The organism is Nocardiopsis quinghaiensis, assembly GCF_008638365.1.
GTDB lineage: Bacteria > Actinomycetota > Actinomycetes > Streptosporangiales > Streptosporangiaceae > Nocardiopsis > Nocardiopsis quinghaiensis.
Genome location: NZ_VWVU01000021.1, coordinates 39,682 through 59,075, shown reverse-complemented (window position 1 = coordinate 59,075; position 19,394 = coordinate 39,682). Strand labels below are relative to the sequence as shown.

The window sequence follows — 19,394 nt, the reverse complement described above, 5'->3', positions numbered from 1 at the left end:
CAGTCCCTGGCAGCCTCTCCCGCGTGAGCCCCTGGCGAAAGCGCGGCACGCGGTCACACGAGGGGCGTGCCGGGGAGCGCGGCTCAGGTGCCCTCGTAGGGCTCAGCGGTGAGCAGGCCCGACCTGACCTCGCGCAGGGCGATGGACAGGGACTTCTCCTGAACCTGGGTCTCCACCAGCGGACCCACGTACTCCAGCAGGCCCTCGCCGAGCTGGGCGTAGTAGGCGTTGATCTGACGGGCCCGCTTGGAGGCCATGGTGACCAGGCTGTACTTGCTGTCCACCAACTCCAGCAGGTCGTCGATCGGCGGGTTGGTGATGCCTTCGGCGACGGGCTCGGTACCAGCCACTTCGAATTACCCCCAGGAATGGTCCGCGGCTCGACGCGGGAGCCGCGGCACGATGGTCGGGTCTACGTGCGCCGCCGGGATTCCCGGTGCGGGCGCGGGCGGCACGGGCCGCGGGGCCCGGCCGCTATCACACCTCGGGCGCGGTGATCAACGCTAGCAGCTCCTCGCACACTTCCTGTACGGACGTGTTGACGAGCGTGGTGTCGAACTCCTTCTCGGCGGCCAGTTCGACCCTGGCCACCTCCAGACGCCGCTGGACGACCTCCTCGGACTCGGTACCGCGTCCGGTGAGGCGGCGCACCAGCTCCTCCCAGGAGGGTGGGGCGAGGAAGACGTGCAGGGCGTCGGGCATCGACTCGCGGACCTGGCGGGCGCCCTGGAGCTCGATCTCCAGCAGGACGGGGACTCCGGCCCGGAGGCGCTCCTCGACGGGCCGGCGGGGGGTGCCGTAGCGGTTGCCCGCGAACTGGGCCCACTCCAGGAGCTGGTCGTCGGCGACGAGGCGGTCGAACTCCTCGTCGGTGACGAAGCGGTACTGGACGCCGTCCCGCTCGCCCGGCCGGGGCCTGCGGGTGGTGACAGAGACCGAGAGCCACACCTCGGGGTTCTCGCGGCGCAGGTGGGCGACCACCGTGCTCTTTCCCACACCCGACGGTCCGGAGAGGACGGTCAGCCGCTTCCGGGCCGGGCGGGACTGGGATCCGGGATCGGACATGTGGTGCCAGGCTTCCCTTTTCGTGTACGAGGTGTCCGCGTACGGTCGCGGGAAGTTCCTTTTATACCACCGGGCCGCGGCGCGGCGGACGGTCGTGACCTGGGGCCACCCGTCCGCCGGCCGCGGCCCGGTCAAAGCTCACCGGGGTCGGCCGCCGATGCGGCCGGTATCCGCCGTGACTGTGGGGGACACGACGAACCGGTGTACTGCGTCCAGGCGCTACTGGTGCCGCCTGGTACCGCGGTACTGCGTGGTGTTACCTGGTGCTACTTGGTGAGGTCGCCGAACTCGGCTTCGAGGGCGGCTCGCTGGTTGGTGCCCAGGCCGCGGACACGGCGCGACTCAGCGATGTTGAGCCGCTCCATGATCTGCTTGGCACGGACCTTGCCAACGCCGGGAAGGGATTCGAGCAGAGCCGAAACCTTCATCTTCCCGATGACGTCGTCCTTGAGGCCGTCGGAGAGGACCTCGGACAGCGAGACGCCGCCGTTCTTCAGCTTGTTCTTGACCTCTGCGCGCTCTTTTCTGGCCTTAGCGGCCTTCTCCAGAGCCGCAGTGCGCTGTTCAGGTGTCAGGGGAGGAAGGGCCACGCCGGGTCACCTCGGTTTTCTACTCGTTTGTAGAGGGCGGACGCCTGCGCAAGTTAGTAGGTCTGACCCCTGTTAGGCAACGTAAAGTGCCCTTTCAGCGGCTATTTCATCGAACTAACTACTCTTCGTGATTGACCAATTGCCGTAAGAGACAAAAATCAGGACCTTGGTCCCGGTTGGGGGGTGTGCCAGGCGCACCACCAGCGCAGGTCACACAGGGGTGACCCGGGTCACTCTGGGCAGTGTGTTCCGGATTTCGGACATGCCTAATTAGCGACCGCTTATGACACATAACCGGATGTGTCGGACCCGTTGCGGTGGTTCGTCTTCCGGATCCGTCGATCCCCTCGCCCAGCGCCCGCCGACGCCGTCGAAGGGTGTTCCCAAGGCCCCGTCCCCCTTCGCTTGCCTAGACACGGACCCCGGCTCGGCGCACGGCCGCCGCGAGGGAGGCCGCCGCCGATCCGGGGTCCGGCGCCCGGGTGATGGGGCGGCCGATGACCAGCAGGTCCGCCCCGGCCTCGATGGCCTCCTCCGGGGTCGCCACCCGCGACTGGTCACCCTTGTCCGCCCCGACCGGACGCACGCCCGGCGTGATGAGGGTGATGTCCGGGCCCACCTCGGCACGTAGCAGGGCCACCTCCTGCGGCGAGCACACCAGGGCACGGGCCCCGGCGTCCACCGCCAGCACCGCCAGGCGCCGCACCGCGTCGCGGGCCGGACCGAGCAGCCCCACCTGCTCCAGGTCCGCCTCGTCCAGCGAGGTGAGCACCGTCACGGCGGCGATCCTGGTGTCCGGGGCGGCCTCCACCGCCGCCCGGACCATGTCCGCCCCTCCCCCGGCGTGCACGGTGAGGATCGAGGGGCGCAGACCCGCGACACTGCGCGCGGCGCCGGCGACCTGGGCCGGGATGTCGTGCAGCTTCAGGTCGAGGAAGACCCCCACCCGGCTGGCCCCGCGCACCGCGCTGACCACGTCGGGCCCGTAGCGCAGGTACAGCTCCAGCCCCACCTTGACCGTGCTCACGTGCGGTGCGACCGCCGAGGCCCAGGTGGCCGCGGTTTCGATGTCCTTGGCGTCGAGAGCGACGGCGATGGGGGCGGAAGGCGCGGTCATGTCGGTGTCTCCAATCGTGTGCGGCCGAACGGGTCGGCGCATGCAACGTACGGACGTACTTACGGACGTGCTTACCGAAGCACCGGACGATGCACGTCCACTGTCATGTGCACACCATCAGGGTGTGCGATTCCCCGGATGGGGCGCTTCATGCGCCCCAGCCGTGTCACTTCCCCGTAACGGCGCCCAGGCGGCCGTAGACACGAGCTCTCCGCCCAGGTGCAGGGAAGGGACAATATGCACGCGTTTGGTCGCACAGAGCCATTTGAAGGCCGTTCAGGCCGGTCAGGGCCTTTGTGCACCATGCGTCCGATCTGTCACACCCCCGTTCCCGTCCGATGGGCGGCGCCCACGACGTCGGCGGCCCTGGCCACGCCCCGGGCGTCGAGCAGCTCCGTGAGTTCCCGGAGCACGCGCGCGCACGCCGAGGGGTCGGAGAAGTTGGTCGTGCCGACCGCCACGGCGCGGGCCCCGGCCGCCATGAACTCCAGCGCGTCGGCGCCGGTGCGGATCCCGCCCATCCCGATGACGGGCACGTCGGGCAGCGCCTCGTGCACGCGGTAGACGCATCCCACCGCGAGCGGGCGGATGGCCGGACCGGACAGCCCGCCCATCCCCCCGGCCACCGCGGGGCGCAGGGTCCGGGGGTCCACGGCCATGCCGCGCACCGTGTTGACCATGGACAGCCCGTCCGCGCGCGCCTCCACGCACGCGGCCGCCAGTTCCACCACGTCGGGGACGTCGGCGGCCAGTTTGGCCAGTACCGGCAGTCCGGAGCGGGTGTGGGAGCGCACCGTGCTCACCACCGCCGCCGCCCGGACGGGATCGTCGGCGAAGCGGCGCCCGGCGGGGTCGGAGGGGTCCGGGCAGGAGAGGTTGACCTCGACCGCGCTGACCCCGTCCGCAGCCGAGACGCGTCTGGCCAGCTCACCGAACTCGCCCACTCCCGTACCGGCGATGGACACGATGGCGCGGCCGCCCCGGGAGAGCAGCCAGGGCAGGTCCCGCTGGAGGAACACGTCCACCCCCGGGCCCTGCATGCCTGTCGTGCTGAGCATCCCGCTGGGCGTCTCGGCCATGCGCGGGGCGGGCCGCCCGGCGTGGGGTTCCAGCATCACCGATTTGGTGGTGACGGCGCCGATCGACGCGATGTCGAGGAACTGGGCCAGCTCGCGGCCCGCTCCGGCACAACCGGCGGCGGTCACCACCGGGTTGGGCAGCTCACAGCCACCCAGCCGGGTCCTGAGGTCTGCGTTCACTTTTCCTACTGCTCTCGGGTGCTGGCGGTGTCCGGGCGGCGGGGCACGGCCGGAACCGGGTGCCCGGCACGCCCCTCGGTCGCGCGTCCGGGCCCGTGGAGGGCCCGGCGGCGCCTCAGGCGATGTCGCGTGCCGACTCGGCGGCGCGGGAGGCGCTGGAGCCCTTCCAGCCGGGAGCGCCCAAGGCGTCGAAGGGAATGGTGCCCACGTCGTCGAAGCGCACCTGCTCGCCCCGGAAGACCGGGCCGTCCACGCACGAGCGCACCATGCGGGTGATGCCGTCCTCCCCCACCACCGGGATGACACAGGTCATGCAGATCCCGGTGCCGCAGGCCATGGTCTCCTCCACCGCCACCTGGACGGGTATGCCGTGGCCGCCCGCCACGGCGGTGACCGTGCGCAGCATGGGCATGGGACCGCATGCGTAGACGGCGTCGGAACGGCATTCCTCGATCACCCTGCCCAGGACGTCGGTGACCCTGCCGCGGGTGCCGAAGGAGCCGTCGTCCGTGGTGAAGACGGCCGTCTCGGCGACACGGCGGGCGGTGATGGCGCTGAACACCCGGTCGGCGGAGGCGGCGCCCAGTACGAAGTCCACCCGGCAGCCGCGCCTGCGCAGCGACTGGGCGAGCGGGAACAGCGGGGCGCTGCCCGAGCCGCCGCCCACCAGCACGCAGTTGACCGGGTCCCGCGGCAGCGGGAAGGGGCGGCCCAGGGGGCCGACCACGTCCAGCAGGTCGCGCGATCTTCGCTCCGACAGCCAGGCGGTACCGGTACCGCGTACCGCGAACAGGAACTCGACGGTGCCGCCGTAGTCGGGCTTGACGTCGTGGATGGCGAAGGGGCGGCGCAGCAGGGTGCTGGAGTGGTCGCCGCCGACCGTCACCGATACGAACTGCCCGGGTCGGAAGCGCTCGGCGATGCCCGGGGCGACCACGGTGATGGCGTAGTAGGCGTCCACCCTGCGCACGTTCAGCACGGGGCACCTGGCCTGCACCGGTCCGTTGTCGCTCATCAGGTCGTGGCGTCCCCGCCCCGGTGTCGCGGACCGGGGCGTCGGCGGGACGCCGCCCTCCCCCCTCTGGATTCCTGAGTTGCCCTGTGCGCCAACCGTATCGGCGGGGGCGCCGTGGAACACACCGTTCCCGACGCCCCCGCCATCCTGCTGATCTCCGGACAGCTCAGCCACTGGGAGGCTGTTCGGACGCCCGCGGGGTTCTGGAGGCGTCGGACGTGCCGCCAGCGACGAAGGAGCCAGGCACGGGAGACGCCGAAGGTTCCCGCTCCTTGGGCGCTCGAACACAGGGCGAAGCGGAGCGGAGCCCAGAAGCAGGCACGGCTCAGCTCCGGTCGGCGGTGAGGGTCCGCGCGTGCTCCTGGAGGGAGCGCACACCGATGTCGCCGCGCACCCGTGCCTCGATCGCCTGCACCGCGGCGGCCAGGCCCTGGACGGTGGTCACGCTGGGTACGCCGCGCACCACGGCCGCGGTGCGGATCTCGTACCCGTCCAGGCGCGGACCGGCCTGCCCGGCGCTGCCGAACGGCGTGTTGACGATGAGGTCGACGCCCCCGGCGTGGATGAGCTGCACGATGGTCGGCTCCCCCGCGGGACCGCTGCCCTCGCTGTGCTTGCGCACCACGGTGGCGTGCACGCCGTTGCGGCGCAGCACCACGGCGGTGCCCTCGGTGGCCAGGATCTCGAATCCCAGGTCGGCCAGGCGCTTGACCGGGAAGATCATCGAGCGCTTGTCGCGGTTGGCCACCGAGACGAACACCCGGCCCCGGGCGGGCAGGGAGCCGTTGACGGCCAGCTGCGACTTGGCGTAGGCGGAGCCGAACTCGGTGTCCAGGCCCATGACCTCGCCGGTGGAGCGCATCTCGGGACCCAGGATGGTGTCGACGCCCTCGCCCTCCTTGTCGATGAACCGGTTGAAGGGCAGCACGGCCTCCTTGACCGACACCGGGGCGTCGGCGGGCAGGTCGCCGCCGTCGCCCTCGGCGGGCAGCATGCCCTCCTCCCGCAGTTCGGCGATGGTGGTCCCGGCCATGACGCGGGCGGCGGCCTTGGCCAGCGGCACCGCGGTGGCCTTGGACACGAACGGCACGGTGCGCGAGGCGCGCGGGTTGGCCTCCAGCACGTTGAGCACACCGGAGGCGAGCGCGTACTGGACGTTGATCAGTCCGCGCACCCCGGTACCCCGGGCGATGGCCTCGGTGGAGTAGCGGATGCGCTCGATGTCATCGCGGCCCAGGGTGATGGAGGGCAGGGTGCAGGCCGAGTCGCCGGAGTGGATCCCCGCCTCCTCGATGTGCTCCATGACGCCGCCCAGGTACAGGTCGCGACCGTCGTAGAGGGCGTCGACGTCGATCTCGATGGCGTCGTCGAGGAAGCGGTCGATCAGCACCGGGTGCTCGGGGCTGACCTCGGCGTTGCGCTCGATGTAGTCGGCGAGCATCGCCTCGCTGTAGACGATCTCCATACCCCGGCCGCCCAGCACGTAGGAGGGGCGGACCATGACCGGGTAGCCGATCTCGTCGGCGACGACCTTGGCCTCGGCGAAGGAGTAGGCGGTGCCGTACTTGGGCGCGGGCAGCCCGGCGTCGGCAAGGACCTTGCCGAACGCGCCGCGGTCCTCGGCCAGGTCGATGGCCTCGGGGCTGGTGCCGATGATGGGCACCCCGGCGTCCTTGAGGCGGCGGGCCAGGCTCAGCGGGGTCTGGCCGCCCAGCTGCACGATGACCCCGGCGACCGTGCCGCTGAGCTGCTCGGCGCGCACGACCTCCAACACGTCCTCCAGGGTGAGCGGCTCGAAGTAGAGCCGGTCGCTGGTGTCGTAGTCGGTGGAGACGGTCTCGGGGTTGCAGTTGACCATCACGGTCTCGTACCCGGCCTCGGAGAGCGCGAAGGAGGCGTGGACGCAGGAGTAGTCGAACTCCACGCCCTGGCCGATGCGGTTGGGTCCCGAGCCCAGGATGATGATCTTGGGCTTGTCGCCCGCGGGGACCTCGGTCTCCTCGTCGTAGCTGGAGTACAGGTACGGCGTCCGGGCCTCGAACTCGGCGGCGCAGGTGTCCACGGTCAGGTAGACGGGGTGGATGTCCAGGGCGTGGCGCAGTTCTCGGACCACGTCCTCGCTCTTGCCGGTGATCTGGCCGATCTGGACGTCGGAGAAGCCCAGGCCCTTGACCTCGCGCAGCAGGTCGGCGTCGAGCTTGGGCGCCTCGGCCAGGACGCGGGCCGCCTCCTCCAGGCGCAGCATCTGGTCCAGGAACCAGGGGTCGATCCGGGTGGCCTCGTGGAGCTCCTCGACGGTGGCCCCGGCGCGCAGGGCCTGCTGGACCTGGCGCAGGCGGTGCTCGGTGGGGACGGCCGCCCGGCGCAGCAGCTCGTCCTTGTCGCCGGGCTCGCCCTCCCAGGTCAGGCCGACACCCGACTTCTCCAGGGAGCGCATGGCCTTCTGGAGGGCTTCGGGGAAGGACCGGCCGATGGCCATGGCCTCGCCCACCGACTTCATGGTGGTGGTGAGGGTGGGGTCGGCTCCCGGGAACTTCTCGAAGGCGAACCGGGGGACCTTGACGACCACGTAGTCCAGCGTGGGCTCGAAGCTGGCCGGCGTCTCCCTGGTGATGTCGTTGGGGATCTCGTCCAGGGTGTAGCCGACGGCGAGCTTGGCGGCGATCTTGGCGATCGGGAAGCCGGTGGCCTTGGAGGCCAGCGCCGAGGAGCGGGACACACGCGGGTTCATCTCGATGACGATGATCCGGCCGGTGGTGGGGTGGACCGCGAACTGGATGTTGCAGCCGCCGGTGTCCACGCCGACCTCGCGGATGACCGCGATACCGATGTCGCGCAGCTCCTGGTACTCGCGGTCGGTGAGGGTCATGGCGGGGGCGACGGTGATGGAGTCGCCGGTGTGCACGCCCATGGGGTCGAGGTTCTCGATGGAGCACACGACCACGACGTTGTCGTTGACGTCGCGCATCAGCTCCAGCTCGTACTCCTTCCAGCCGAGGATGGACTCCTCCAGGAGCACCTCGGTGGTCGGGGAGAGCGTCAGCCCCTGTCCGGCCATGCGCCGCAGCTCGGTCTCGTCGTGCGCGAAACCCGAGCCCGCACCGCCCATGGTGAAGGAGGGTCGTACGACGACGGGGTAGTCGAGCGCCTCGGCGGCGGCCAGGCACTCGTCGAGGGTGTGGCAGATGCGCGAGCGGGCGGATTCGCCGCCGATGCGCTCCACGATGCCCTTGAAGCTCTCTCGGTCCTCGCCGGACTGGATGGCCTCGACGTTGGCGCCGATGAGCTCGACGCCGTACTTGTCCAGGATGCCCGACTCGTGCAGATTGATGGCGGCGTTGAGCGCGGTCTGCCCGCCCAGGGTGGGCAGGAGCGCGTCGGGGCGCTCCTTGGCGATGATCTTCTCGATCATCTCGGTGGTGATCGGCTCGACGTAGGTGGCGTCGGCGATCTCCGGGTCGGTCATGATCGTGGCCGGGTTGGAGTTGACCAGGATGACCCGGAGGCCCTCGGCCCGCAGGACACGGCAGGCCTGGGTGCCCGAGTAGTCGAACTCGGCCGCCTGCCCGATCACGATCGGACCTGAGCCGATCACGAGGACGGATGAAAGATCACTACGGCGCGGCATGCTCTGTTCCCTCTTGCTACTTGACAGCCGAAGCGGGCTGGGCGGACATCAGGTCGACGAACGCGTCGAAGAGCTCGGCGGCGTCGTGGGGGCCGGCGGCGGCCTCGGGGTGGAACTGGACGCTGAACGCGGGGCGGTCAAGCAACCGCAGGCCCTCGACGACCTGGTCGTTGAGGCCGACGTGGCTCACCTCGGCCCGGCCGTAGAGGGTGTCGAAGGGCGCGTCGAGGGGGGCGTCGACGGCGAAGCCGTGGTTCTGGCTGGTGATGGCGACCCGGCCGGAGCGGGTGTCGATCACCGGCTGGTTGACGCCCCGGTGCCCGAAGGTCAGCTTGTAGGTGCCCAGGTCCAGGGCCCGGCCCAGGATCTGGTTGCCGAAGCAGATGCCGAAGAGCGGTCTGCCCGCGTCCAGGACGCCGCGCATGGCGGCGACGGGACCGTCGGCGGTGGCGGGGTCGCCCGGGCCGTTGCTGAAGAACACCCCGTCCGGGTCCAGGGCGAGGATGTCCTCGGCGGTGGCCGTGGCGGGCAGCACGGTGACCCTGCAGCCGCGCTCGGCCAGGCGCTGGGGGGTCATGGCCTTGATGCCGAGGTCGACCGCGGCGACGTGGAAGCGGGCCCCGACGCCCTCGGGCGGCAGGACCTCGTAGGACTCCCGGGTGCTGACCTCGGCCGCCAGCTCGGAGCCGGCCATGGACGGCTGCTCGCGCACGCGGGCCAGCAGCGCCCGCGGGTCGGTCTCGGTGGTGCTGACGGCGGCGCGCATGGCGCCCTTGTCCCGCAGGTGGCGGGTCAGGGCACGGGTGCCGGTGAGGGCGATGCCGACCACGCCCTGGTGGCGCAGCTCCTCGTCCAGGGTGCGCTGGGCGCGCCAGTTGGAGGTGATGCGGGCGGGCTCGCGCACGACGTACCCGGCGACCCAGATGCGGCCGGACTCGGGGTCGTCGTCGTTGACGCCGGTGTTGCCGATGTGCGGGGCGGTCATCACCACGATCTGGCGGTGGTAGGAGGGGTCGGTGAGGGTCTCCTGATAGCCGGTCATACCGGTGTTGAAGACCGCCTCACCGAAGGTCTCGCCGGTGGCGCCGAAGGAGCGGCCGTGGAAGACCCGGCCGTCCTCGAGTACCAGAATCGCCGGTCCGCCGGTTGCCTCGGACACGTTCGCCCCCTCCTCCGCGCCAGGGATGGCCTGGCCTTTCGCTGCTGTACTCACTGAATCTTCCCCTCCAGGACGGTCGGAGCGCCGCGCAGGAACGTGGCGCGCACCCGGCCGGGCAGGGTCATGTCCCGGAAGGGGGTGTTGCTGCTCTTGGTGACCATGGCCGTCCCGTCGACCTCCACGGGCGCGGCGGGGTCGTACAGGACCACGTTGGCGGGCTCACCGGCGGCGAGGCCGCGGCCGTGGTCGTGGACACGGCCGATACGGGCCGGGGCCGCGGACATGCGGTCGGCGACGTCGTCCCAGGTGAGCAGGTCGGTGTCGACCATGGTGCGCTGCACGACGGCCAACGCGGTCTCCAGTCCGACCATTCCCATGGCGGCGGTGGACCACTCGGTCTCCTTGGCCTCCACGGGGTGGGGCGCGTGGTCGGTGGCGACGATGTCGATCGTGCCGTCGGCCAGGCCCTCACGCAGCGCCTGGACGTCCTCGGCGGTGCGCAGGGGCGGGTTGACCTTGTAGACGGGGTCGTAGCTCTCCACCAGCTCCTCGGTCAGGAGCAGGTGGTGGGGGGTGACCTCGGCGGTGACGTCGCAGCCGCGGGCCTTGGCCCAGCGGATGATGTCGACCGACCCCCTGGTGGAGACGTGGCACACGTGCAGGCGCGAGCCCACGTGCTGGGCGAGCAGGCAGTCGCGGGCGATGACCGCCTCCTCGGCGACCGCGGGCCAGCCGGGCAGACCGAGGCGGTCGGAGACACAGCCCTCGTTCATCTGGGCGCCCTGGGTCAGCCGGGGCTCCTGGGCGTGCTGGGCGACGACGCCGTCGAAGGCCTTGACGTACTCCAGGGCCCGGCGCATGAGCAGGGCGTCGGAGACGCAGACGCCGTCGTCGGAGAAGACGCGGACCTTCGCGGCGGAGTCGGCCATGGCGCCGATCTCGGAGAGCTGCCGTCCGGCCAGGCCGACGGTGACGGCGCCGACGGGGCGCACGTCGCAGTACCCCGCCTCGCGCCCCAGGCGCCAGACCTGTTCGACGACCCCCGCGGTGTCGGCGACCGGGTCTGTGTTGGCCATCGCGTGGACGGCGGTGTAGCCGCCCATGGCGGCGGAGCGGGAGCCGGTGACGACGGTCTCGGCGTCCTCGCGGCCGGGTTCGCGCAGGTGGGTGTGCAGGTCCACCAGCCCCGGCAGGGCGACCAGGCCGGAGGCGTCGACGGTCACGGCGTCGGCGGGGGCGTCGAGCCCCGGGCCGATCGCGGCGATCCGGCCGTCGGCCAGGAGGAGGTCGACGGGGTCGCCGCCGAGAGGGCGGGCGCCGCGGATCAGGTGCGGTCCGTTGGTGTCGGGCATCGCGGTGTTGGCTTCCTCGTGTTCTCGAATGGGAAAGGTTCGTGGGCGCCGGGGCCGCCGGAGGACTCCTGGGAGCCCGAGCGCCGGGAGCGGCGGGTCGGGGTCCGGAGGCGGGCGCCGTCAGGAACCGCTGAGCAGCAGGTAGAGCACGGCCATGCGCAGGCTGACACCGTTGGCGACCTGCTCGGTGACGGTACACCGGGGCGAGTCGGCGACCTCGGCGGAGATCTCCATGCCGCGGACCATGGGCCCGGGGTGCATGACGATGGCGTCCTCGGGCATGCGGGACAGGCGTTCGCCGTCCAGCCCGTAGTTGCGGCTGTACTCGCGCGTGGTGGGGAAGAAGGACTCGTGCATGCGCTCGGCCTGCACGCGCAGCATCATGACCACGTCGGACTTGGGCAGGACGGCGTCGAGGTCGTAGGAGACCTCGCACGTCCACGTGTGCACCGAGACCGGCAGCAGGGTGGGCGGCGCGACCAGGGTGACGTGCGCGCCCAGGGTGGTGAGCAGCAGCACGTTGGAGCGGGCGACGCGGCTGTGCAGGATGTCGCCGACGACGGCCACGCGCAGCCCGTCCAAACGGCCCAGGCGCGAGCGCATGGTGAAGGCGTCCAGCAGGGCCTGGGTGGGATGCTCGTGGGTGCCGTCGCCCGCGTTGAGCACGGAGCCGTCGACCCAGTTCGCGAGGCGGTGCGCGGCGCCCGAGGCGCTGTGCCGGATGACGACGCCGTCGGCGCCCATGGCCTGCAGTGTCAGCGCGGTGTCCTTGAGGCTCTCGCCCTTGGAGACGCTGGAGCCCTTGGCGGAGAAGTTGATGACGTCCGCGGACAGGCGCTTGGCGGCCAGCTCGAAGGAGGTGCGGGTGCGGGTGGAGTCCTCGTAGAAGAGGTTGACCACGGTGCGTCCGCGCAGGGTGGGGAGCTTCTTGACGGAGCGGTCGCCGACCTGGGCGAGTTCGGCGGCGGTGTCCAGGATGAGGGTGGCCTCGTCGCGGGACAGGTCGCCGGTGGAGAGCAGGTGGCGCATCAGTCGTTCCCCCCGGAGGTGGAGGGGCGCGGCCGTGCTGGGCCGAGCAGTACCGCGTCGTGCCCGTCGGTCTCGTCCAGGCGCACGGTGACGCTCTCGCGCAGGGAGGTGGGCAGGTTCTTGCCCACGTAGTCGGCGCGGATGGGCAGTTCGCGGTGGCCCCGGTCGACGAGGACGGCGAGTTGGACGGCGCGGGGACGGCCCAGGTCGCCGAGTGCGTCGAGGGCGGCGCGGACGGTGCGTCCGGAGAAGAGGACGTCGTCGACCAGGACGACGACGCGGTCGTCGAGTCCGCCCGTGGGGATCTCGGTCCTGCCCAGGGCCCGGACGGGGGCGGAGCGCAGGTCGTCGCGGTACATGGTGATGTCGAGCGAGCCCGCGGGGACGGTGCGGTCCTCCACGCGTTCGATGAGCCGCGCCAGGCGCTGGGCGAGCGGGACCCCGCGCGAGGGGATGCCCAGGAGGGTGACCTCCTGCCCGCCCTTGGTGCGTTCGAGCACCTCGTGGGCGATGCGGGTCAGTGCCCGGTTGATCTCGTTGCCGTCGAGGACGGCGCGGGTGCCCTCGGGCATCCGGGGAACACCGCCACCGGCATCACCCGGGGCCGGTTTCTGCGCACGCAAAGTAGTGACTCCCTTCCCTGCCTCACTGAACAGGTCGTTAAAGGACGTCGATCGGATTCACGCTACCAGCGGCGGCCGGGGAGCCCTGGGCGCGGTCGGCGACCCCGGGTCACGAATGTGACTCTCGTCACATTACAGACCTTCGCACTCCCATCCGAATGTAGTCATGTCGCCACGCACGGGATTCGTCCATGAACTGGGTGAAACCTGAAATTCCCAGCAGGAGCGGGCTTTTCGGGCCATCGCGGCGCACGACTCGTCCCGTTCGGTCCGCACATGAGAGGTGTCTCACTTACGCACGGTTTGGCCACTGATTAGTCGCGTTTCACACCAACGGCTTGACCTGGGAGGCAGACCCCCCTACCGTCACTGTCTGTAACCACTGCCGGGTGGGGTTGCATCCCGTGACCATCCGCTGGACCGCATAGGCGGCCCGCCGAGTACGAGCGGACGTCTCCCCCACCACGCCAGCCACCGTCACGGCCGGGAGCGACAAGAAGATGCCATCCGAATACGCCAAGTCCCTCGGCGCGCGGCTGCGTGCCATCCGTACCCAGCAGGGCCTGTCCCTGCACGGAGTGGAAGAGAAGTCCCACGGACGCTGGAAGGCCGTCGTGGTCGGCTCCTACGAGCGCGGCGACCGGGCCGTCACCGTCCAGAAGCTCGCCGAGCTGGCCGACTTCTACGGTGTGCCGATGTCGGAGCTGCTGCCCGGCGGCGCGGCTCCCACACCGTTGGGGCCCACACCCAAGCTGGTCATCGACCTGGAGCGCATGCAGCAGCTGCCGCACGAGAAGGCCGGGCCGCTCTCACGCTACGTCGCCACGATCCAGAGCCAGCGCGGCGACTACAACGGGCGGGTGCTCTCCATCCGCCAGGAGGACCTGCGTTCACTCGCGGTCATCTACGACAAGTCGCCCGGCGACCTGACAGAGGAACTCATCAACTGGGGTGTTCTCGACCCCGAGGCGCGCCGCGCGGTCGACGCCTTCTAGGACGACCTTCTCCGGCAGGCGAGGAGACCACACCCGCTCGACGAGAGCCGGCGCCGAGGCGCCGGCTCTCGTCGTGTCCGGGGCACGCCCGGCGGGACACGGGGAGGCGGCGCGAGCCGTGTGTGGGGCTTCCCCTCCCCAACCCGGCCGCGCCGCCCCTTCCGCCGAGCGGGGGACCCGGCGGAGTTTGTCGAACTCCTGTTCGACACAATCCAGTTAACCCCAGCCCGCCGGACCCGTCAAGGACCCCGCGGATCCCACGCGCCGTCCTCGCCGGAACCCCGGGCGGACCGCCCGGTTCGGGGCTAGTGTTGGGGTGTGGACGCCGATACCGAGCTGCGTGAACTGGCCCCACCCGCCTTCACGCACGCCGTCCCCGCGCTGCTCCAGGTGTACGAGGCGGCCATGCGGCCGCCACCGGAGCAGCTGCCGGGGCGGGCGTCCGTCATGAACGGCCACGCCGGCCATCCGGGCTTCCGCTCGGTGGTGGCCCTGCGCGAAGGCCGCCCGGTCGGCTTCGCCTACGCCTTCCACGGGTGCTCGGGACAGTGGTGGCACGACACGGTCGTGCGGGAACTGCACATGAGCGGACGGGCCGGACAGGCGCGCCGCTACCTGTCCGACGCCTTGGAGATCGCCGAGGTGCACGTCCACCCCCGGGCGCAGGGCCAGGGCGTGGGACGGTCCCTGCTCCACGCCCTGTGCCGGAGGCGCCCGGAGCCCACCGCGGTACTGTCCACCCGCTCGGGGCCCTCCGCGGCGCGCCACCTGTACCGCTCGTGCGGCTTCACCGAGGTGCTGGAGGACTTCTCCTTCCCCGGCAGCCCCGGTCAGCCCTTCTCGATCATGGCCGCCCGGCTGCCTCTGACGGGTTCCGGTGACCGGCGATCTCCCGGTAGATCTGCCTGGTGGCCGTGGACTGGTTCGAGGTGATGAAGTGGATGCCCGGCGCGCCCTCGGCCAGCAGCCGCTCGCACATGCGCTGGGCGTATTCGACACCGAAGGCCCTCACGGCCTCGGCGTCGTCGCCGAAGGACTCGAACCGCTCGGCCAGGCGGCGCGGGAAGGGCGCCCCGGAGAGCTGCTCCGAGCGCGGGATGAAGGAGGTGCGCACCACCGGGAACACCTCGGGGATGATGGGCACCTCGCAGCCGCGCGCGGCCACCCGGTCGCGCAGGCGCAGGTAGTCCTCGGGGTCGAAGAACATCTGCGTGATGGCGTAGTCGGCGCCCGCCTCGCACTTGCGCACGAAGTAGTCGGTGTCGGTCTCGACGTCGGCCGAGCGCGGGTGCTTGAACGGGAAGGCCGCCACGCCCACGCAGAAGTCGCCGCTGTCCTTGATGAGGCGGACCAGCTCCTCGGCGTAGGTCAGGCCCCGGGGGTGACTGACCCACTCGCCGTTCGGGTCCCCGGGCGGGTCGCCGCGCACGGCGAGCATGTTGGACACGCCCGCGTCGGCGAGCCGGCCCACGAGGTGGCGCAGCTCGGCGACGGAGTGGTCGACCAGGGTCATGTGCGCGACCGGCAGCAGGGTGGTGTCGGTCGCGATGCGCTCGGTGGTCTCCACCGTCATCCCGCGCGTACTACCGCCGGCGCCGTAGGTGACCGAGACGAAGGAGGGGCCGAGGGCCTCGATCTCCCGGATGGCGCGCCACAGGCGCTCCTGCGCCCGGGGCGTGCGCGGGGGAAAGAACTCGAAGGAGAACATCGGCTCGCCCGCGTCGAGGAGTTCGCGGATATGACGCGGCCTGGGGGCCGGGTTTCGGGGCGCCACGGGGCGTGTCGGTGCTGACAGCATGGACACCACCTTAGGCGAGGCCCCCTCACGCGGTGGGAGCGACGTCCCACTCCGTGAGATCAGTGGCGGACGCCACCACCGGCCGCGAAGCGCGGAGACGAGCCGTGCGGGCCCACGCCGTGCCCCTCCCCCGCCTCCGGCCGCCGGACCCGCGGGTGCCGTCGGCTGTGCTGCCGGTGACGGTGCCGTCCGTGCCGAGCAGCCGATAATGTGCGGGTCATGCTGCCTTCCTCTTCCTCGTCCGCCTCACCCGTCTCCGTGATCCGATCCGGCGTGGACCGTGAGCTGTCCGGGTTCAGCGCCGCCCACCGCGCCCAGGTCCTGGGGATCGGCGAGGAGTTGGCCCCGGCGATGGACGCGCTGGAGGCGATGCTCTCCGGCGGCAAGCGCCTGCGCCCGACCTTCTGCTACTGGGGATGGCGGGGAGCGGGCGGCGCGGCCGACGACGAGCGGGTGGTCCGGGCGGCGGCCTCCCTGGAGTTCCTCCAGGCGTGCGCTCTCGTCCACGACGACGTGATCGACAACAGCGACACCCGGCGCGGGATGCCCGCCACCCACAAGCGGTTGGCCAAGCTGCACGCCGACCACGGGTGGAGCGGCGACAGCGAGACCTTCGGCATGGGCGCGGCGATCCTCATCGGCGACCTGTGCCTGGTGTGGTCCGACGAGATGTACCAGGCCAGCGGCTTCCCGGCGGAGGTGCTGCGGGACGGGCGCCTCCCGTTCGACGCGATGCGTACCGAGGTGATGGCCGGGCAGTACCTGGACACCCTGGAGCAGGTGCGGGGCACCGCCACCCGCGAGGCCGCGCTGCGCGTGATGCGCTACAAGTCCGCCAAGTACACGGTGGAGCGTCCGCTGCACCTGGGCGCCGCACTGGCGGGCCGCCACGAGGAGCTGGCCGGGGTGTACACCGCCTACGGCATCCCGCTGGGAATCGCCTTCCAGCTGCGCGACGACGTGCTGGGCGTGTTCGGCGACCCCTCCACCACGGGCAAGCCCGCGGGCGACGACCTGCGCGAGGGCAAGCGGACGCTGGTGGTCGCCGAGACCCTGGCACGCGTGGACGCGGCCGACGCCGAGCGGTTCCGCTCGCTGCTGGGCGAGCCGGACCTGCCGGTGGAGTCGGTGGAGTGGATGCGCTCCCTGATCGAGGACTCCGGCGCCCTGGCGGTGTGCGAGGAGCTGATCGGCGAGTACGCCGACGAGGCCGTCGCGGCCCTGGAGAGCCCGGCGCTGGACGCCGACGCGCGCGAGCCGCTGCGGCGGCTGGTGGTGGCGGCCACATCCCGCTCCCACTGACTCCCGGTATCCGCCGGGGATCTTCCCTAGGGGATTTTGGAGGGTTCCTTCCCAGCGGAGACGCATTGTGCCCGACCCCCTCCTCGAGTTGAATCGCCGACAGGAAACATCGCGCAACCGAAGGGCTCCCCCATGTCCGGACACACTGTCTCGCGCGGACCGACCGGCGCGGGCGAGCGGGCGCTCGCACCCGACCTGGCGCGCGGGTCCATGCTCCTGTTCATCGCGCTCGCGAACACTGCCTGGTACCTGTGGGCGGTTCCCATAAGCGGGTTCAGCGCCCACCCGGAACCGCGGGGCCCGCTGGACGCCGTCGCTCAGTTCCTCACCGTCGTGGCGGTGGACTCGCGCAGCTACCCGATGTTCGCCTTCCTCTTCGGCTACGGCATGGTGCAGCTGGCCCGGCGCCAGGAGGCCGCGGGCACCAGCGCACGGGACGTGAACGCGCTGCTGCGCCGCCGCAACCTGTGGCTGCTCGTGTTCGGCTTCGTGCACGCCCTGCTGCTGTGGATGGGCGACGTGCTGGGCGCCTACGGCCTGGCCGGGCTGGTGCTGGGCTGGTTGTTCCTCCGGCGAGCGGACAGGACGCTGCTGGTGTGGGCCGGTGCGCTCACCGGACTGATACTGCTGCTGTCGGCGTTCAGCCTGGTCGGTCTGGTGTTCGCCTCCGCCGACGGTCCGGCCGCCCCGGCGCTCGGCCTCCAGCAGTTGGCCGCCGGTATCGGCGACCCCTCGTGGTGGAACGCCGCGCTGGGCCGCGTGGCGGTGTGGCCGCTCCTCGTCCTGGGCCAGGGCCTGCTGGGCCTGGCGGTGCCCACGGCGGTCCTGTTCGGCTACTGGGCGGCGCGCCGCCGGATCCTGGAGGAGCCGGGGAACAACCTGGCCCTGCTGCGCCGGACCGCGCTCTTCGGCATCGCCGTCGGCTGGCTGGGCGGGCTGCCCTCGGCCCTGGCCCAGGTCGGGGTCTGGGAGCTGTCCCCCGCGCAGGTGGGCATGCTGAGCATGCCGCACATGGCGACCGGTCTGGCCTGCGGGCTCGGGTACGTGGCGCTGATCGCCCTGGCTGCGCACCGGCTCCAGGAGCGCGGACGCGGCTCCGGCGTGGTGGTGGAGGCGCTGGCCGCGACGGGCAGGCGCTCTCTGTCGGCCTACCTGGCCCAGTCGGTGCTGTGCGCGCCGGTCCTGGCGGCCTGGGGCCTGGGAGTGGGGGCCCACCTGACGTCGTGGTCGGTGTTCCTGTTCGCGGTCGGCGTGTGGCTGGTGACGGTGGCGGCGGCCCACGCGCTGGAGCGCGCGGGCAGGCGTGGGCCGGCCGAGGCGCTGCTGCGCCGGCTGGCCTACCGCGGGCCGGTCGCGGGAAGCGCACGGGAAGCGGTGCGGGGCCCGGTCGGCGGCCCCTGACCCGAGCGCGTGAAAAAGGGGCGTGCCGGTGAGTGCCCGGCACGTCCTCGTAGCGCAGGATGGGGTGTCATGGGCGACGATCACATGACAAACCACACCATAGGGGTGACCGGGGCGACCGGGGCACTGGGCGGACGGGTCGCCGCCCGGATCGCGAGGCTGGGGATGTCCCAGCGGCTCATCGTACGCGACATCAACCGCGCCCCGGAGTACCCCGGAAGCAGTGCGGCGATGGCGGCCTACGAGGACACGCAGGCCTTCGAACGGGCGTGCCGGGGAGTGGACACGCTGTTCCTGGTCTCGGCGACCGAGTCCGAGGACCGGATCGACGTCCACCTGAGCGCGGTGGACGGCGCTATCAAGGCCGGGGTCTCCCGGATCGTCTACCTGTCCTTCCTGCGAGCGGGTCCGGCGGCGACGTTCACGTTCGCGCGCACCCACTTCTTCACCGAGGCGCACATCAGGTCGACCGGGGTGCGGCACACGTTCCTGAGACCCGGCCTGTACCTGGACCTGCTGCCGAACTGGGTGGGCCACGACGGCGTGGTACGCGGCCCGGCCGGTGAGGGCAGGGTCGCGTGGGTGTCGCGGGACGACGTGGCGGACGTGGCCGCGACGGTGCTGACCGACCCGATGACCACGCTCAGCTCCGACAACGCCACCTACGACGTCACCGGCCCGGAGGCCCTGTCCCTGGGCGCGACGGTGGACAGGCTGAGCACGCTCACCGGCCGTCCGGTCCGGTACGTGCCCGAGACCCACGGGGAGGCGCTGGAGTCGCGCCGCGGAGACGCCCCCGACTGGGCCGTCGAGGGGTGGGTGTCGTCGTACGAGGCGATCGCCTCCGGGGAACTGGACGTGGTCGCGCCCACCGTCCCGGAGCTGACCGGCCATCCGGCCCAGTCCATCGAGGGCTTCCTCCGGCGCCATCCCAGCGCCCTGTCGCACGTCGCGGTCTGACCGCGGGGTGTTCCTCCGCCACCGCCGGGGCGCTGTGCCGCCGGTTCTCCTCGCGGCGGCATTGACCTCAATCATTGTTGAGGTAAGAGGCTGTGCGGTGT

At 71.4% G+C, this 19,394-nt stretch carries 17 protein-coding genes; 5 read left to right on the top strand and 12 right to left on the bottom strand.

Going from position 1 to position 19,394, the window contains the following annotated elements:
* Positions 1-83 precede the first annotated feature (83 nt).
* The 11 genes from rpoZ to pyrR all read right to left on the bottom strand — a co-directional run bounded on the left by rpoZ (position 84) and on the right by pyrR (position 12,786).
* Positions 84-350 carry a DNA-directed RNA polymerase subunit omega gene (gene rpoZ, locus FYX01_RS20150; RefSeq protein WP_150243712.1) on the bottom strand — a complete coding sequence of 89 codons (267 nt, stop codon included), beginning with the start codon at positions 348-350 and terminating at the stop codon, positions 84-86.
* Between the two features lie 127 nt (positions 351-477).
* Positions 478-1,065, bottom strand: coding sequence for a guanylate kinase (gene gmk, locus FYX01_RS20145; RefSeq protein ID WP_150243710.1), 588 nt, complete (start codon positions 1,063-1,065; stop codon positions 478-480).
* A 266-nt stretch (positions 1,066-1,331) separates the two neighbouring features.
* A complete protein-coding gene (mihF, locus tag FYX01_RS20140; RefSeq protein ID WP_077691090.1) occupies positions 1,332-1,655 on the bottom strand; it encodes an integration host factor, actinobacterial type in 324 nt (107 codons plus the stop codon).
* A 409-nt stretch (positions 1,656-2,064) separates the two neighbouring features.
* Positions 2,065-2,772: an orotidine-5'-phosphate decarboxylase gene (gene pyrF, locus FYX01_RS20135; protein ID WP_150243708.1), complete on the bottom strand. Its 708-nt coding sequence runs from the start codon at positions 2,770-2,772 to the stop codon at positions 2,065-2,067.
* Between the two features lie 317 nt (positions 2,773-3,089).
* Positions 3,090-4,031, bottom strand: a complete 942-nt coding sequence (locus FYX01_RS20130) for a dihydroorotate dehydrogenase (protein ID WP_150243706.1) — start codon at positions 4,029-4,031, stop codon at positions 3,090-3,092.
* 115 nt (positions 4,032-4,146) lie between these two features.
* Positions 4,147-5,046 carry a dihydroorotate dehydrogenase electron transfer subunit gene (locus FYX01_RS20125; protein ID WP_150243704.1) on the bottom strand — a complete coding sequence of 300 codons (900 nt, stop codon included), beginning with the start codon at positions 5,044-5,046 and terminating at the stop codon, positions 4,147-4,149.
* 325 nt (positions 5,047-5,371) lie between these two features.
* Entirely contained in the window at positions 5,372-8,674 is a 3,303-nt protein-coding gene (carB, locus tag FYX01_RS20120; protein ID WP_150243703.1) for a carbamoyl-phosphate synthase large subunit, read from the bottom strand.
* Positions 8,675-8,690: 16 nt separating this feature from the next.
* Entirely contained in the window at positions 8,691-9,833 is a 1,143-nt protein-coding gene (gene carA / locus FYX01_RS20115) for a glutamine-hydrolyzing carbamoyl-phosphate synthase small subunit (protein ID WP_150243701.1), read from the bottom strand.
* A 50-nt stretch (positions 9,834-9,883) separates the two neighbouring features.
* Complete coding sequence (locus FYX01_RS20110; protein WP_150243699.1) at positions 9,884-11,185, bottom strand: dihydroorotase; 1,302 nt, start codon at positions 11,183-11,185, stop codon at positions 9,884-9,886.
* Positions 11,186-11,305: 120 nt separating this feature from the next.
* Positions 11,306-12,214, bottom strand: a complete 909-nt coding sequence (locus FYX01_RS20105; protein WP_150243697.1) for an aspartate carbamoyltransferase catalytic subunit — start codon at positions 12,212-12,214, stop codon at positions 11,306-11,308.
* Positions 12,214-12,786, bottom strand: a complete 573-nt coding sequence (pyrR, locus tag FYX01_RS20100) for a bifunctional pyr operon transcriptional regulator/uracil phosphoribosyltransferase PyrR (protein WP_150243695.1) — start codon at positions 12,784-12,786, stop codon at positions 12,214-12,216. Before pyrR ends, FYX01_RS20105 begins: the two co-directional genes overlap by 1 nt.
* A 551-nt stretch (positions 12,787-13,337) precedes the next feature.
* Here pyrR and bldD point away from each other — a divergent pair.
* Positions 13,338-13,832: a transcriptional regulator BldD gene (gene bldD, locus FYX01_RS20095; protein WP_077691097.1), complete on the top strand. Its 495-nt coding sequence runs from the start codon at positions 13,338-13,340 to the stop codon at positions 13,830-13,832.
* Between the two features lie 318 nt (positions 13,833-14,150).
* Positions 14,151-14,765 (top strand): GNAT family N-acetyltransferase, encoded by a 615-nt coding sequence (locus tag FYX01_RS20090; RefSeq protein WP_190394405.1) that lies wholly within the window; start codon positions 14,151-14,153, stop codon positions 14,763-14,765.
* On the opposite strand, the gene metF is transcribed toward FYX01_RS20090, so the two are convergent.
* Positions 14,677-15,606: a methylenetetrahydrofolate reductase [NAD(P)H] gene (metF, locus tag FYX01_RS20085; RefSeq protein WP_150243798.1), complete on the bottom strand. Its 930-nt coding sequence runs from the start codon at positions 15,604-15,606 to the stop codon at positions 14,677-14,679. The two genes, FYX01_RS20090 and metF, sit on opposite strands and share 89 nt — an antisense overlap.
* Before the next feature lie 243 nt (positions 15,607-15,849).
* Between metF and FYX01_RS20080 the strand changes: the two genes are divergently transcribed.
* The 3 genes from FYX01_RS20080 (at position 15,850) to FYX01_RS20070 (ending at position 19,293) form a co-directional block, all read left to right on the top strand.
* Positions 15,850-16,932: a polyprenyl synthetase family protein gene (locus tag FYX01_RS20080; protein ID WP_150243693.1), complete on the top strand. Its 1,083-nt coding sequence runs from the start codon at positions 15,850-15,852 to the stop codon at positions 16,930-16,932.
* A gap of 132 nt (positions 16,933-17,064) precedes the next feature.
* Positions 17,065-18,333 (top strand): DUF418 domain-containing protein, encoded by a 1,269-nt coding sequence (locus FYX01_RS20075; protein ID WP_150243691.1) that lies wholly within the window; start codon positions 17,065-17,067, stop codon positions 18,331-18,333.
* A gap of 69 nt (positions 18,334-18,402) precedes the next feature.
* A complete protein-coding gene (locus FYX01_RS20070; protein WP_150243689.1) occupies positions 18,403-19,293 on the top strand; it encodes an SDR family oxidoreductase in 891 nt (296 codons plus the stop codon).
* Positions 19,294-19,394: the final 101 nt, after the last annotated feature.